Origin of the sequence: Flavobacterium sp. IMCC34852 (genome assembly GCF_030643905.1) — a bacterium.
Taxonomy (GTDB): domain Bacteria; phylum Bacteroidota; class Bacteroidia; order Flavobacteriales; family Flavobacteriaceae; genus Flavobacterium; species Flavobacterium rivulicola.
This window is the reverse complement of the sequence record NZ_CP121446.1, coordinates 183,990-197,275: the sequence shown is the minus strand read 5'-3', so window position 1 is coordinate 197,275 and position 13,286 is coordinate 183,990. Positions and strand designations below refer to the sequence as shown.

The following is a 13,286-nucleotide window of genomic DNA, read 5'->3' as shown; positions in this document are numbered from 1 at the left end:
ACGAAATTTAAATACAACACAAACCCGAGGCAAAAGCCTGTACAAGCTAAGCATCGGAATAAAACAAACAAACCAATGAATATACCAAGCAATTTAAAGTATACCAAAGACCACGAATGGGTTTTGATTGATGGCGATGTAGCTACAGTAGGAATTACAGATTTCGCCCAAAAAGAATTAGGTGATATCGTTTATGTTGAGGTGGAAACCTTAGACCAAACCTTAGATAAAGATGAAGTTTTCGGAACGGTTGAAGCAGTAAAAACAGTCTCTGATTTGTTCTTACCACTTACCGGAGAAATAGTCGAGTTTAATGATGACTTAGAAGTAAACCCAGAAAACGTGAATTCAGATCCTTACGGAAAAGGCTGGATGATTAAAGTAAAAATTTCCAATCCGGCAGAAGCTGACGAATTGCTCTCGAGTGATGATTATAAAGCCTTAATCGGTGCTTAAAAAAACAATACTAAGTCTGGCCATTGGCTGGACTTTTTTAATAGCTGTTTTGTGTTTGGTCAAATTTGGTGATTTGCCAAAAATTACAATCTCCGGTTATGACAAGTACGGACATTTTTTCTTTCACTTTGTTTTTACCTTGCTTTGGGGATATTATTTTTTGCTCAAACAACAACAGTTAAGTTTCAGAAATTTGCTCGGCATTGTAATAGTTTCTCTTGCATACGGTATTCTAATCGAGTTTTTACAAGAAAACTTTACCCAAACAAGACAAGCGGATGTGTTGGATGTATTGGCCAATTTTACCGGCGCCGTTACTGCATTGTCAGTTTTTGTTTTTCTGAAAAAAATTAAGAAAGTTTAGAACAGACTCTCTGGATAAAAACCCTAAAAGCCCGTCCCGTTTTTTTAAGAATGAGACGGATTTTTTTTTACTTTTATGGCATGAAATCGCTACTAACAAAAAGTTTGCTGTAAACAATTGAAAAACATCGAACACCAACGATGAATAAAATCAGTGTGAGATAAACATTATAAAAAAGGAGATTTCATATATGACCACTGACAAATAGATTTTCCATAGATGAATATAAAACAGTATCTCGACTCTACTTATTTGAAAACTGCTATTCAAGCAGGTTTGTCGGAAACAGAAAACACGACCATAGTTCGGGGTTTTATCCAAGAAGCTATTGAGGAAGGTTTCAAATTAATCATGGTCAGACCGGATAAAGTTAAGCTGGCTAAAGAAATGATTGTTAAAGCCAATTCTAAATTGCTTATAGGTACTGTTATTTCTTTTCCTGAAGGGACTAATAGCATTGAAGCAAAATTAGCTGAAGCCCAACAGGCCATTCAAGACGGTGTAGATGAAATTGATTATGTTTGTAACTATGAAGCTTTCAAAGTCGGCAATACAGAGTTGGTTAAGTCTGAAGTATTACTCGGGACCAAATTGGCTTTTGAACACCACAAAGTAGCCAAATGGATTATAGAAGTGGCCGCTTTAACAGACGCTCAAATTATCCAGATTTCGGCCTTGATAAAAAATGTAATTATCGCTAATTTCAAAGAAGATTGCTACCCGAATGTTTTTGTAAAATCCTCTACAGGCTTCTATAAAACGGAGAATAATTTGCCCAATGGCGCTACTTTTCCGGCCATTATCATGATGCTTGAAAATGCTTCACCATTACCGGTCAAAGCTGCCGGCGGCGTTCGTACCTATGAAGAAGCGGAAGAGATGATTCGTTTGGGTGTAAAAAGAATTGGCACTTCTGCCGCTAAAACTATTGCTCACGGCGAAACCGCTTCGGGTAATTATTAATAGTATTATTCCATAGATGATGAAAAAGATATTTTCCTTTATATTGCTGTTCTCTTTAGTTTCTAACGCCCAGGTAAGACAAAAAAACACAGAGCGATTTCCGGTATTTCCGGCTTGTGAAGGTATGGAGTTTTCAGCTCTGGAGACTTGTTTTTATAACGAAGTGCAAACTTTTGTTTACAACAAATTCAAGGTACCCGAGCATTTAAACCAGAGCAATTTCAAAGGAAATGTTATCGTACTTTTTGAAGTAACCAATCAAGGTAATTTCAAGGTGATTTATGTTGATGCCGTTGATGAAACTTTGGTTGCCGAAAGTAAAAGGGTTTTTGAGCAACTGCCTAAAATCAGTCCGGCCACTTACAATGGTCAACCAACCTATGCCAAATACACTATTAAAATCGCCATTCCACTTCAAAGCGTGGCAGAAAGTAAAGCATTGAAAGAAGCACAAATAGAAGCAGAAAAAACGTCCTCGGTATATAAACCTAATGATAAGTTTTTAACTGAATTGGATAGTATCAAATATAAAAAATTCGATAATCCTCAGTTTCAAAGTCATCTCAATATCCCCTTTTCACACAGTTATTATGCACAGTTTGATGATGAGATGAATCAAGTTGGCGCCAATAATCATACCGCATCCAAACCTTTTTCTTATGCAGAGGTTTCTAAGTATTATGATTTGGCTGCCGAAAACAAAAAACTGTCTAAAAACAAGCAAGGTTGGTGGGGCAAAAAGTTTTGGAATGAAAATTTGGTTGAAGTGCAAGGCGAAGACTATTGGTTTACTCTAAATCCTATTTTGGATTTACAATTCGGAAAAAGTGACCCAAGCGTATCAAGCTATACTTATGTTAATACCCGCGGAATTCAGTTCAATGGAGGTTTAGGCAAGGAAATCAATTTTACCACTACCGTTTATGAAAGCCAAGGTCGTTTTGCTGATTATTTTAACCGTTATGCTGAATCAATTGCACCGGCAGGCGGAAATCCGGCTATTATTCCTGGAATCGGTATTGCAAAAAGCTTCAAATCGGACGCCTATGATTTTCCTTTGGCCGAAGCTAATTTGGCTTATACACCAAGTAAATTTATCAATATGAATTTGGGTTACGGTCGTAATTTTATAGGTGATGGCTATCGTTCTCTTTTGTTAGGCGATGGTGCGAGTCCGTATCCTTATTTTAAACTGAATACTTCTTTTTGGAAAATAAAATACACCAACATTTACACTTGGCTAAAAGATGTTAGGCCCGAGGTTACGCTTGACAGAACTTACGCAACCAAGTTTGCTGCCAGTCATTATTTGAGTTTAAATGTGACCAAAAGATGGAATATCGGTTTGTTTGAATCGGTGGTTTGGACCAATAAAAATAACCGTGGGTTTGATATGAGTTTCGTCAACCCGATTATTTTTTACCGTTCGGTAGAGTTTGCTTCTTCGGCTAGAAGTGGTAATGCTTTATTGGGTTTGACATCCAAATTAAAATGGAACAATCAAATTCAGTTTTATGGGCAATTCTTGTTGGATGAATTTTCTCTAAGCGATGTCAAAGCCGGGGATAAGAGTTGGAAAAATAAATTCGGGTACCAATTGGGCGCTAAATATTTTAATGCCTTCAACATCAAAAACCTTTTGCTGCAAGCTGAATACAATGTGGTTCGACCTTATGTATATGCGCACAGTGAAGCGATTACCAATTATGGTCATAACAATCAAAGCTTGGGCCACCAATGGGGTGGAAATTTCAGAGAATTGATAGCCATTGCCCGTTACCACAACGGACGCTATTTTGCCGATGCTAAAATTACCGTTGGCAAACGCGGATTAGATTTTAATAACGAAACCAACACTTATAATTACGGCAGTGATATTTACAGAGACTACGATTTAGAAAGACCATATGATACCGGTGTGGTTATTGGTCAAGGAAATAAAACCAATGTTTTCATTGCTGATTTACAAGCCGGATACTTAATCAATCCAAGTACAAATATGAAATTTTATGGTAGTTTAATCTACAGAAATTTTACGCCGTCAACCGAAACAGCTTTAGCGGTTAAAGAAAGCACTACTTGGTTTTCTATTGGATTGAGATGTGATATTTTCAACTGGTATTTTGATTATTAGACCATTTTTTCTTTTAATTACTTCTTGAGGCTTTTTTAAAAGAAGCTTACGCCATTATTTTGTTAAATGCCTAATTGTTAGGCGGTAATTATTTGTTTCCATTATTCAAACGATTGTTAAACTAATGCTAAAGTTGTTTTGGTTTTAATATTTTGTTTAACTTTGAGTCGAAATAATTAAACAAAAAATATTTGTTTTTTATCCCGAATCGATTTCCTACTAGTTTTAAAACCAATATTAATTGGTCATAATTTTTGAAAAAAACAATTTCAATACTAACATTAAAACTATTCACTATGAAAAACAAAAACTTTAAATTAATGGCAACTTTAAAAGCATTTGCATTGGCTGCTTTTATTTCTTTCAGTTTTGCATCTTGTTCTCCGGATGAAAATACTGCGGATGACACAACGGCTTCAAAACTTACCATCAAAGAAACTTTAGATGCGCTGAATCGTGCTCCGGCTCCCGGTCAAGCCTCTATTGCCGGAATAGCTGTTGATGCGGGATTCAACGAATTGGTTTCTGCTTTGGTTTATGTAGATACAGAATTGGATGCCGGATTAGTAAACCTTTTTGCCAACGGAACCGATCAATACACTGTATTTGCGCCAACAGATCAAGCTTTTCAAAATTTGTATGCGGCATTAAATGTTGACAGTATCACTGACTTACCAGCGCCATTGGTACGTGACGTTTTATTGTACCATGTTATAGAAGGTAGACGTGCCGCCAACAGTGTGGTGCCTAAAAGAGGAACACGTGAAATAACAACCCTTTTAGGAAGTTCATTCTCGGTAACACCAAGCGGTGCTATTAATGCCATTGGAAATTCAGCCAATATTACAGCGGCCAATATTTCTGCATCAAACGGAATTATACATGTAATTGACACTGTAATATTACCGATTAATTAAAATTAGGGTTATAATTTAATTTTGAAAAGAGATCAACTACCGTTGGTCTTTTTTTATTTATAAAAGTACAAGAATGGCTTCCCTTATAGCCCCGATGGCAGTGACTACCGCGTAGTGCGGACAGCGGGGAAATGGATAACAGGTACACAATGACCATTCGCTCCCAAACTTAAAAAGCATAAAATATATCTTCAATATTTTTTTGCCAAATCGTTTTCTATAAAGTACCTTTGCAGCAGTTTTACAACGATTGATGAACGCGACTCCAACTACATTTTCTCTTAAACAAATTGCGATTGATTTCAAAGAAATCACTAAAGCAGGTTTAGCTATAAGTGTAGTTTTTTCTTCTATAGCGGGTTATTTGCTTGGCGTTGCTGATTTTCATGATTTGAAAGTATCGACTTTATTGATGTTGGCCGTTGGCGGTTACTGTATGGTTGGTGCCTCTAATGCTTTTAATCAGGTTATCGAAAAAGACTTGGATGCTTTGATGGACCGAACCAAAAACCGTCCGGTCGCGTCGGGCAGAATGTCGCCCAATCACGCTTTGTTTGTGGCTAGTTTGCTGACGATTATCGGTTTGATTTTATTGTACATGATTAACCCGAAATCGGCCATGTTTGGTGCGATTTCTATCTTTTTATATACGAGTATTTATACACCGTTAAAAGTGCATACACCGTTATCGGTTTTTGTGGGTGCTTTTCCGGGAGCGATTCCGTTTATGTTGGGTTGGGTTGCTGCTACAGACCATTTTGGGATTGAGGCGGGAACACTTTTTTTAATCCAGTTTTTTTGGCAATTTCCACATTTTTGGGCCATTGGTTGGTTCTTGTATGAAGATTATGAAAAGGCCGGTTTTTTTATGTTGCCAACCGGTAAAAAAGACCAGTCTACCGCTTTGCAAACCATTTTGTATTCGGTTTGGTTGTTGGTGGCTTCTTTGCTTCCGAGTTTAGGGTATACCGGGCGATTATTTATTTCGCCGATTGCGGCAGGAATTGTATTTTTGCTTGGCATTTGGATGATTTATTATGCGGTAAAATTATACCAACTCAGAACAGCCAAAGCTGCCAGAACACTGATGTTAGTGAGTGTTTCTTATATTACTTTGTTACAAATAGTTTATATTACGGATAAATTTTTAAGATAGTTATGGCTACAACAACGATGTCAGCTGACGAACACAAAGACAGAACGGCGCGTTCCAAAAAATTACTTTTATGGTTTGCCATGGCCAGTATGACCATGATGTTTGCCGGTATTACGAGTGCTTTTGTAGTGAGTAAGTCAAGAGAAGATTGGATGCAGGATTTCCAAATGCCTTCGGCTTTTTACTTTAGTACTTTGGCAATTATTTTATGTAGTGTTACTTTTCATTTGGCTAAAAAAGCCATCGAGAAAGACAATCGCAGTGCTACGGGTAATTTTCTTTTGTTGACTTTAGGTTTGGGAATTGCCTTTGTGGTTTTACAGTTTCAAGGCTTTGAACAATTAATAAAACAAGGATATTATTTCACGGGACCGGAGAGTAACATCGCCACTACTTTTCTCTATGTAATCGCTGTGGTACACTTGGCTCACTTGGCCGGAGGAATGATTTCGCTTTTAATCATAATTTATAATCATTTTAAACAAAAATACAATTCAAGTCAATTGCTTGGAATTGAACTAGGTGCAATGTATTGGCACTTTCTTGATTTCTTGTGGATTTGCTTGTTTTTATTTTTATATTTCTTTAAATAAGAAAAAAAATCTAAATTTGGGAACTTTTTAACTAATAACTTTTATGGGAGCTACAGTTACTACTGCAAACACAAACGAAAATACTTGGGGTGGCGGAAATGAGCCAATGGGTGCCAGTTATGGTAAATTGATGATGTGGTTTTTTATCGTATCGGATGCCTTAACTTTTTCCGGATTCCTTGCCGCATACGGTTTTTCAAGATTTAAATTTATTGATAATTGGCCAATTGCCGACGAAGTGTTTACCCACTTCCCATTCATGCACGGGGTAGATGCGCCGATGTATTATGTGGCCTTGATGACTTTTATCTTGATTTTTTCTTCGGTAACCATGGTATTGGCTGTGGATGCCGGACACCAAATGAAGCAAAAGAAAGTGGCATTTTATATGTTGTTGACTATTGTTGGTGGTTTAATTTTCGTTGGTTCTCAAGCTTGGGAGTGGAAAAACTTCATCAAAGGAGAATTTGGAGCTATTGAAACCAAAGGTGGAAGTATCATCCAATTTGTGGATAAAACCGGTAAAAGAGTAAAATTAGAAGAGTTTGCCGTTGTATTGCCGGAAACCAGAGAACAACACAAACGCAGTAACGGTATTTGGTTTACCGATGAGGCAACGTTACCGACTTATTCTGTAGCCGAAGTTCAAGCCGGTTTCAAAGCGAACCCTGATTTATTAGTAAGAACTGAAAAAATCTACAGAGATACTAAAGAAGACAGAGAAAACAAATCACTGCAACAAGGATTAAATCACAATAAAAAACGTGAAATTTTAACCAGAGAAGCTTCTGAAGCTATGGTGGCCAATGCGCATTTGGTGGTTGAAGGCGCTAACCTGCAAAGAAATGAATACGGAAGTAAATTGTTTGCCGATTTCTTCTTCTTTATTACCGGATTCCACGGATTCCACGTATTCTCGGGAGTAATTATCAATATCATTATTTATTTTAATGTTCTTTTGGGAACTTATGAAAAAAGAAGAAGTTATGAAATGGTCGAGAAAGTGGGTCTTTATTGGCACTTTGTTGACTTGGTTTGGGTATTCGTATTTACATTCTTCTACTTAGTTTAATCGCTGTTAAAAAATTATATTATCATGGGACACGAGCACGTATCAAATACTAAAAGAATCTGGCAAGTTTTCGGAATTCTATCTATAGTAACAATAGTTGAGGTTTATTTAGGAATCTTAAGACCGGATGTTTTGGTCATGAATGATTTCATTTCGATGAACCTTCTGAACTGGATTTTCATTATTTTAACCCTTTACAAAGCTTACAAAATCACCTGGGTTTTCATGCACATGGAAGGTGAAAAAGCTAGTTTGCGTTGGGCTGTTGTAGCCACCGTTATTTTCCTTGTATTATATTTACTTTTTATATTGTTAGTCGAAGCAGATTATATCTACGGGATTTTTAAAAATTCTACTATTAAATGGAATTTTTAACATTATATTAATTCAAAAAAAATCCCGATTCACTCGGGATTTTTTTATTTTTGTACTGCTGATTTTCACAATCCTAATGAAAAAAAATCTTGTCCTTTTCATCTTGTTTATTTTGCCCATTGTAGCTTATCTTTTCTTTGCTTCGGGCGTAAATAGTTTTATTACTTTACCAACCATTACGTCAAATATTCCCAATGTTGATGCCCAATGGAAATCACTAAACGGGGAAAAGGTCACCTTAGACAAAAAGATTACGATCTTGGGTTTTGCAGGCCAGGATATTTTAGCCAATAGCGGTAATTTTTTTACACTCAATCAAAAAATTTACAATAAATACAGAGAGTTCAAAGACTTTCAGTTTGTATTCGTTGCACCTTTAGGAACAGAAGACCAAGCCCAAAGACTTTTAAAAGAATTGGGAAAGATTAGCGATGTATCAGGTTATCATTTTGTTTTTACCACACCGGAATCGATCAAAGCCTATCATGCTAATTTGAAACTACTCGGTAAATTAGACAATCAATACGGAACGCCTTATGTTTATATTGTAGATAAGAAAAGAAGTTTACGCGGCAGAAAAGGCAAAAGTGATAAAGGAAAACCTGAATATAAAGAAGGTTACAACACTACTTCGGCGGCCGATTTACACAATGATATGATGGATGATGTGAAGATTATTTTAGCCGAATACCGATTGGCATTGAAACGAAATAATGCCGACAGACAAATTTAGAGATTACACTCATGAAGAATAAATCATACATAGGTTTATCGTTTATCGTTTTGATTTTCGGGATTATTTTTATTCCGAAAATCATCAGTAGAATCAAGAACGGTACGGTAGTTCAAGGAGAAAGAATTGACGCAGTTTCCAATCACAAAACAGCAGAAAACGGTTTGCTGACTATCGGTCCGGCACCGAGTTTTGAACTGACCAACCAAAACAATAAAAAAGTTTCCAATGAGACTTACAGAGGCAAAGTTTATGTGTTGGAGTTCTTCTTTTCAACTTGCCCTTCTATTTGCCCGGTGATGAATAAAAATATGGTTAGCATACAAAATGAATTTTTTGGAAATCCTAATTTCGGAATTGCCTCCATTACTATTAATCCGGAGTATGATACTGCCGCTGTTTTAAAAGAACATGGCGAACTCATCGGTGTTAAATCTTCCAATTGGCACTTGCTTACCGGAGATAAGGAATACATTTTCAATATTTCCAACAAAGGATTTAATATCTATGCCGGAGAAAACAATAAAGTGGCCGGTGGTTTTGAACATTCAGGACTTTTCGCTTTGATAGACAAAGAAGGCAATATACGTTGCCGAAAAGACAAATTCGGGAATCCTATTTTGTATTATGACGGTTTGGAAAAAGAAGGCGTAAAAGCCATTACAGAAGACATAAAAAAATTATTAAATGAATAATCAAGAGAATCAAACATTAGAGCGAAAATTCAGAGGTTCCATTATTGCCGTTTCTATTATTATTCCGATAGCAGTTGCGGTTTTGTTTTCGGTTAAATTAAAAGACTTCGGAATCGATATTGAACCCTTAAGCTTTTTACCGCCAATTTATGCCTCCATAAATGCAGCAACCGCTTTGCTTTTAATTATGGGTGTAATGGCTATAAAAAACGGCAACAGAAAAGTCCATGAAAGACTAATGACTTTGGCCATTGCGTGTTCGGTAGTTTTTTTGGTGATGTATGTGGCTTATCACATGTCGGCTGATTCTACAAAGTATGGAGATATCAACGCTGACGGACTTTTAGATGACACCGAAATAGCCAATGCCGGTTGGATGCGAAGTGTTTACTTTTTTATTCTGATTTCACATATTGTGTTATCTGTCGCTATTATTCCTATGGTCTTGTTTACTTATGTAAGAGCATTAGCGGAGCGTTTTGATAAACATAAAAAACTAGCTAAAATCACTTTTCCACTTTGGTTGTATGTGGCTGTTACCGGTGTAGTAGTTTACTTGATGATTTCACCTTACTATGCAAACTAAAGTAAAAAGGGATAAGAGAAAAGGGATAAGTCAAAAATTAGTGTGGCTGACTTTTGCCTTATGCTTTATGCCTATGGTCTCTTTTTCGCAATGCGCCATGTGCAGAGCCGCTTTAGAAAGTACAGGAGATAACAGCAAAGTGGAAGCCGTAAATGACGGTATTGTATTCCTAATGGCAATTCCCTATATCATTGTGGCGGGAATCGGTTTTGTGGTTTACAAGATGTATTACAAAAAAAAGTAGATGATCATTTACTATCGATTGGTAACTGAACACTGCCAACCTAACACCGAACACTAAATCTACTCCATGCCGTCAATTTTCACACTCATTTTTCCGGTAGTAGTGATGAAAGCAATGATGGCTTTGTCGGTAACTTCTACTTTTTCAAATTCAAAATCATTCATCGTTCCGTTTACAAAAACACCTTTCATGGGCGAATAATTGCTCAAATAAGGCAATAGACTTTTTTTTCCTTCATCCAAATTCTCTTTGATAGAGTAACGACAGTTTTCCTGAATTTTTCTCAAAATCACGCCTTGCAATAACCAATTGGCGGTTTTGGTCAATAACCCTTTTGAATTCAAAACATAATCCATTTGGTCAAAATAAATTTCTTTGGTAATTGCATTGTAATTCGGAATACCCGATAAATAAATCGACCCGTTGATGCTGCCACTCATGTCTAATTGGATGATAATTTTACCGTCTTTTTGCCACAAGGCTACATTCTCAACGATTATTTTTCTACTACCCGAAGCAAATTCTTTGCCTTTGAAATTAGCCGTAATAATTTGGGAAGCACTTTCATAGGTAGAAATAGCCGCCACATTGGCTGAAACGGTATTCGGAATTTTAGTCACGGCTTTGAATTGAATCGCGTCTCTTTCAAAAGTGTTTTTTGGTTTCAAACCCACCATCGTTTGCATATTGCACTTTAGTCCCAAATCCATTTTGATTTGACTTTTTTCTAAAACCGCATCGGTAACATACACTTCAATCGGAATGAGTTTGAACCAAGTTTGGTATTGCTCGCTAGTGATAAATGGCGTGCTCATATTTTGCAATACATCCAAAACATAAGGCTTAAAATCACAAGAGTTTTCAATAGCTTCGTCGATTTTTTTTGCCACTTTCGATTTAAAAATAGAAAGCGTAGGATTGATGATATAAGTGATGGGCACATATTTTCCGGCAACCAATATTGTCGGACTTTCTGACCATTCGAAATCTTCAATTTTTGACGTAGTGGATAATTTCCAATTCGACAATCGAACATCGCTTATCATGGTAATGGTGCCGTTTAAGTTAATTTCTCGGGTGTCATTTAATCCCATAAAATCAGTCCCGTATTTTATTTTGGCCCAAATTTTCAAAGGCATAACGGTTTCAATTTTACCGTTTTTTTCTGCCAATTTTATAGGCGCGGTTTTCCAAATTTTCATTTCGGTTTTGTCATCGGCCAAATTGGAATCGTCATAAATCTGACCGCTCAAGGTTTTGTTTAGTTGGCTTTCTATTTCCTTCAGAGAAATCTCTAAAGGCATATTGACAAAGGAAGTTTTGGTTTTGTAAACCATCGGCGCATCATTAGAAGGCAAAGGTTTTAAAGCTTCAATTTTTTGAGTAGTAGAACAACTGTTCAAAACCATTGAAAACACAAATAAGAAAAGAATTGATTTTATGGCAGACATAAACAAAATATTTTTTTGTCAAAAATAAATGTAAATATTGTAACCAACTGTAACATTATTAAAAAAAGAGAGTCTAAAACATTGCGTTAGTTTATAAGAATTAAAAGCCAAAAATAATATCTTTGTTTACTCAAGAAATTAAGGTTTTTGCAACCTGCTTTACTATGAAAATACTATTAAAAAAACATTTTTTACTCGCCGCAATATTGTTCTCAGTATTCAGTTCTTTGGCACAAACCAAAAAGTGGACGATACAGGAATGTGTTGAATATGCTTTAAAAAACAATATTTCCATCAAGCAATCTGAGTTAGATATAAGATTGGCTGATATTGATAAAAAAGCGGCTGTGGCCAGTTTCTTCCCGAATCTCAATGCCAGCGGTTCCCATTCTTGGAGTATTGGGGCCAATATTAACCCGGTAACCAATGCGCGTGAAAATCAAACCACCCAATTTACCCAAATGAGTTTGAGCTCAAGCGTTGATCTTTACAATGGGTTGCAAAATCAAAATCGTTTACGAAGAGCTAAGTTAAGCCAATTAGCCGCGCAATACCAACTGACCAAAATGCAGGATGATATTTCGTTATTTGTGGCCAATGCTTATTTGGATATTTTATTCAACCGTGAAAATTTAAAAGTGCAACAAGGGCAATTAGCCAATGACGAAAAACAATTGGTTCGCTCCAAAGAATTAGTAGACGCCGGAATGGTGCCACGCGGTGATTTATTAGACATGAAAGCTACGGTTGCCGCCGATAAACAAAAAGTAGTCGCCGCAGAAAATGCCCTTTTAATTTCCAGATTGAGTTTGGCGCAATTGCTTCGTTTGGAAGATTTTGCCAATTTTGATATAGCCGAGGTTGATATGGAAGCCAAAGCCAGTCCGGTAATGTCTGAAACGCCCGAAGCTATTGTCAGCAAAGCCAATGAAGTTAGGGTAGAAATTAAAATAGCCAAAGCCAATTTGGATTTGGCCGAAAGAGACATCAAAATCGCTAACGGTGCTTTACAACCCAGTGTTTCATTAGGGTATAATTTTGGCACCAATGCCAGTTATTCCGACAGAATAATCGGCGTTGATCCTAATGGTGTACCGATTATAGCCGGACCACTGCCGGTTTTTGACCAGTTCAGCAACAATAAAGGACACAATTTCGGAGTACAATTGAATGTGCCAATCTTCAATGGGTTTTCAGCCAAGAATGCGGTGGCGAGATCCAAGGTTGCTTATGAAAGATCAAAAAATGCTTTTGACCAAGCCAAATTAGATTTGGAAACCAATGTCTACAAAGCCATCACCGATACCAAAGGTGCACTCAACACCTATGAAGCTTCGATTGCCACTTTTGAAGCCCGACAAGAAGCGTTTAATTATGCCAAAGAAAAATTTGCCGTTGGGATGATGAATACCTTCGATTACAATCAAGCACAAACTTTATTTATCAATTCACAATCGGATGTGATCCGTGCCAAATACGATTACATTTTTAAAACCAAAGTGGTTGAACTTTATTTTGGAATCCCAATCATACAAAAACAATAAATC

15 protein-coding genes are annotated in these 13,286 nt (G+C 36.6%); 14 read left to right on the top strand and 1 reads right to left on the bottom strand.

Going from position 1 to position 13,286, the window contains the following annotated elements; translation table 11 throughout:
• Positions 1 to 75: 75 nt before the first annotated feature.
• The 13 genes from gcvH (at position 76) to P7V56_RS00865 (ending at position 10,288) form a co-directional block, all read left to right on the top strand.
• Positions 76 to 456, top strand: coding sequence for a glycine cleavage system protein GcvH (gene gcvH, locus P7V56_RS00925; RefSeq protein WP_171221543.1), 381 nt, complete (start codon positions 76 to 78; stop codon positions 454 to 456).
• A gap of 73 nt (positions 457 to 529) precedes the next feature.
• On the top strand, positions 530 to 820 hold the full coding sequence (locus P7V56_RS00920) for a VanZ family protein (RefSeq protein ID WP_171221544.1): 291 nt from the start codon (positions 530 to 532) through the stop codon (positions 818 to 820).
• A gap of 219 nt (positions 821 to 1,039) precedes the next feature.
• The gene (gene deoC, locus P7V56_RS00915; protein ID WP_171221545.1) at positions 1,040 to 1,783 is read left to right on the top strand and encodes a deoxyribose-phosphate aldolase; all 744 of its coding nucleotides are present in this window, start codon (positions 1,040 to 1,042) and stop codon (positions 1,781 to 1,783) included.
• Between the two features lie 19 nt (positions 1,784 to 1,802).
• A complete protein-coding gene (remB, locus tag P7V56_RS00910; protein WP_171221600.1) occupies positions 1,803 to 3,917 on the top strand; it encodes a gliding motility outer membrane protein RemB in 2,115 nt (704 codons plus the stop codon).
• Positions 3,918 to 4,213: 296 nt separating this feature from the next.
• Positions 4,214 to 4,834: a fasciclin domain-containing protein gene (locus tag P7V56_RS00905; RefSeq protein WP_171221546.1), complete on the top strand. Its 621-nt coding sequence runs from the start codon at positions 4,214 to 4,216 to the stop codon at positions 4,832 to 4,834.
• A 253-nt stretch (positions 4,835 to 5,087) separates the two neighbouring features.
• Positions 5,088 to 5,990 carry a heme o synthase gene (gene cyoE, locus P7V56_RS00900; protein WP_171221547.1) on the top strand — a complete coding sequence of 301 codons (903 nt, stop codon included), beginning with the start codon at positions 5,088 to 5,090 and terminating at the stop codon, positions 5,988 to 5,990.
• Positions 5,991 to 5,992: 2 nt separating this feature from the next.
• Positions 5,993 to 6,583: a cytochrome c oxidase subunit 3 gene (locus tag P7V56_RS00895; RefSeq protein WP_171221548.1), complete on the top strand. Its 591-nt coding sequence runs from the start codon at positions 5,993 to 5,995 to the stop codon at positions 6,581 to 6,583.
• A gap of 43 nt (positions 6,584 to 6,626) precedes the next feature.
• The gene (locus tag P7V56_RS00890; RefSeq protein WP_171221549.1) at positions 6,627 to 7,655 is read left to right on the top strand and encodes a cytochrome c oxidase subunit 3; all 1,029 of its coding nucleotides are present in this window, start codon (positions 6,627 to 6,629) and stop codon (positions 7,653 to 7,655) included.
• A 24-nt stretch (positions 7,656 to 7,679) separates the two neighbouring features.
• The gene (locus P7V56_RS00885) at positions 7,680 to 8,030 is read left to right on the top strand and encodes a cytochrome C oxidase subunit IV family protein (protein ID WP_171221550.1); all 351 of its coding nucleotides are present in this window, start codon (positions 7,680 to 7,682) and stop codon (positions 8,028 to 8,030) included.
• Between the two features lie 76 nt (positions 8,031 to 8,106).
• A complete protein-coding gene (locus P7V56_RS00880; protein ID WP_171221551.1) occupies positions 8,107 to 8,763 on the top strand; it encodes a hypothetical protein in 657 nt (218 codons plus the stop codon).
• 11 nt (positions 8,764 to 8,774) lie between these two features.
• The gene (locus P7V56_RS00875; RefSeq protein ID WP_171221552.1) at positions 8,775 to 9,458 is read left to right on the top strand and encodes an SCO family protein; all 684 of its coding nucleotides are present in this window, start codon (positions 8,775 to 8,777) and stop codon (positions 9,456 to 9,458) included.
• Positions 9,451 to 10,044 carry a DUF420 domain-containing protein gene (locus P7V56_RS00870; protein WP_171221553.1) on the top strand — a complete coding sequence of 198 codons (594 nt, stop codon included), beginning with the start codon at positions 9,451 to 9,453 and terminating at the stop codon, positions 10,042 to 10,044. The genes P7V56_RS00875 and P7V56_RS00870 overlap by 8 nt, the downstream gene beginning before the upstream one ends.
• A complete protein-coding gene (locus tag P7V56_RS00865) occupies positions 10,034 to 10,288 on the top strand; it encodes a CAMCR motif-containing small membrane protein (protein ID WP_171220808.1) in 255 nt (84 codons plus the stop codon). Before P7V56_RS00870 ends, P7V56_RS00865 begins: the two co-directional genes overlap by 11 nt.
• Positions 10,289 to 10,347: 59 nt before the next feature.
• On the opposite strand, the gene P7V56_RS00860 is transcribed toward P7V56_RS00865, so the two are convergent.
• Complete coding sequence (locus tag P7V56_RS00860; protein ID WP_171221554.1) at positions 10,348 to 11,739, bottom strand: DUF4403 family protein; 1,392 nt, start codon at positions 11,737 to 11,739, stop codon at positions 10,348 to 10,350.
• A gap of 164 nt (positions 11,740 to 11,903) precedes the next feature.
• Between P7V56_RS00860 and P7V56_RS00855 the strand changes: the two genes are divergently transcribed.
• The gene (locus P7V56_RS00855) at positions 11,904 to 13,283 is read left to right on the top strand and encodes a TolC family protein (RefSeq protein WP_171221555.1); all 1,380 of its coding nucleotides are present in this window, start codon (positions 11,904 to 11,906) and stop codon (positions 13,281 to 13,283) included.
• The last annotated feature ends 3 nt before the right edge of the window (positions 13,284 to 13,286 follow it).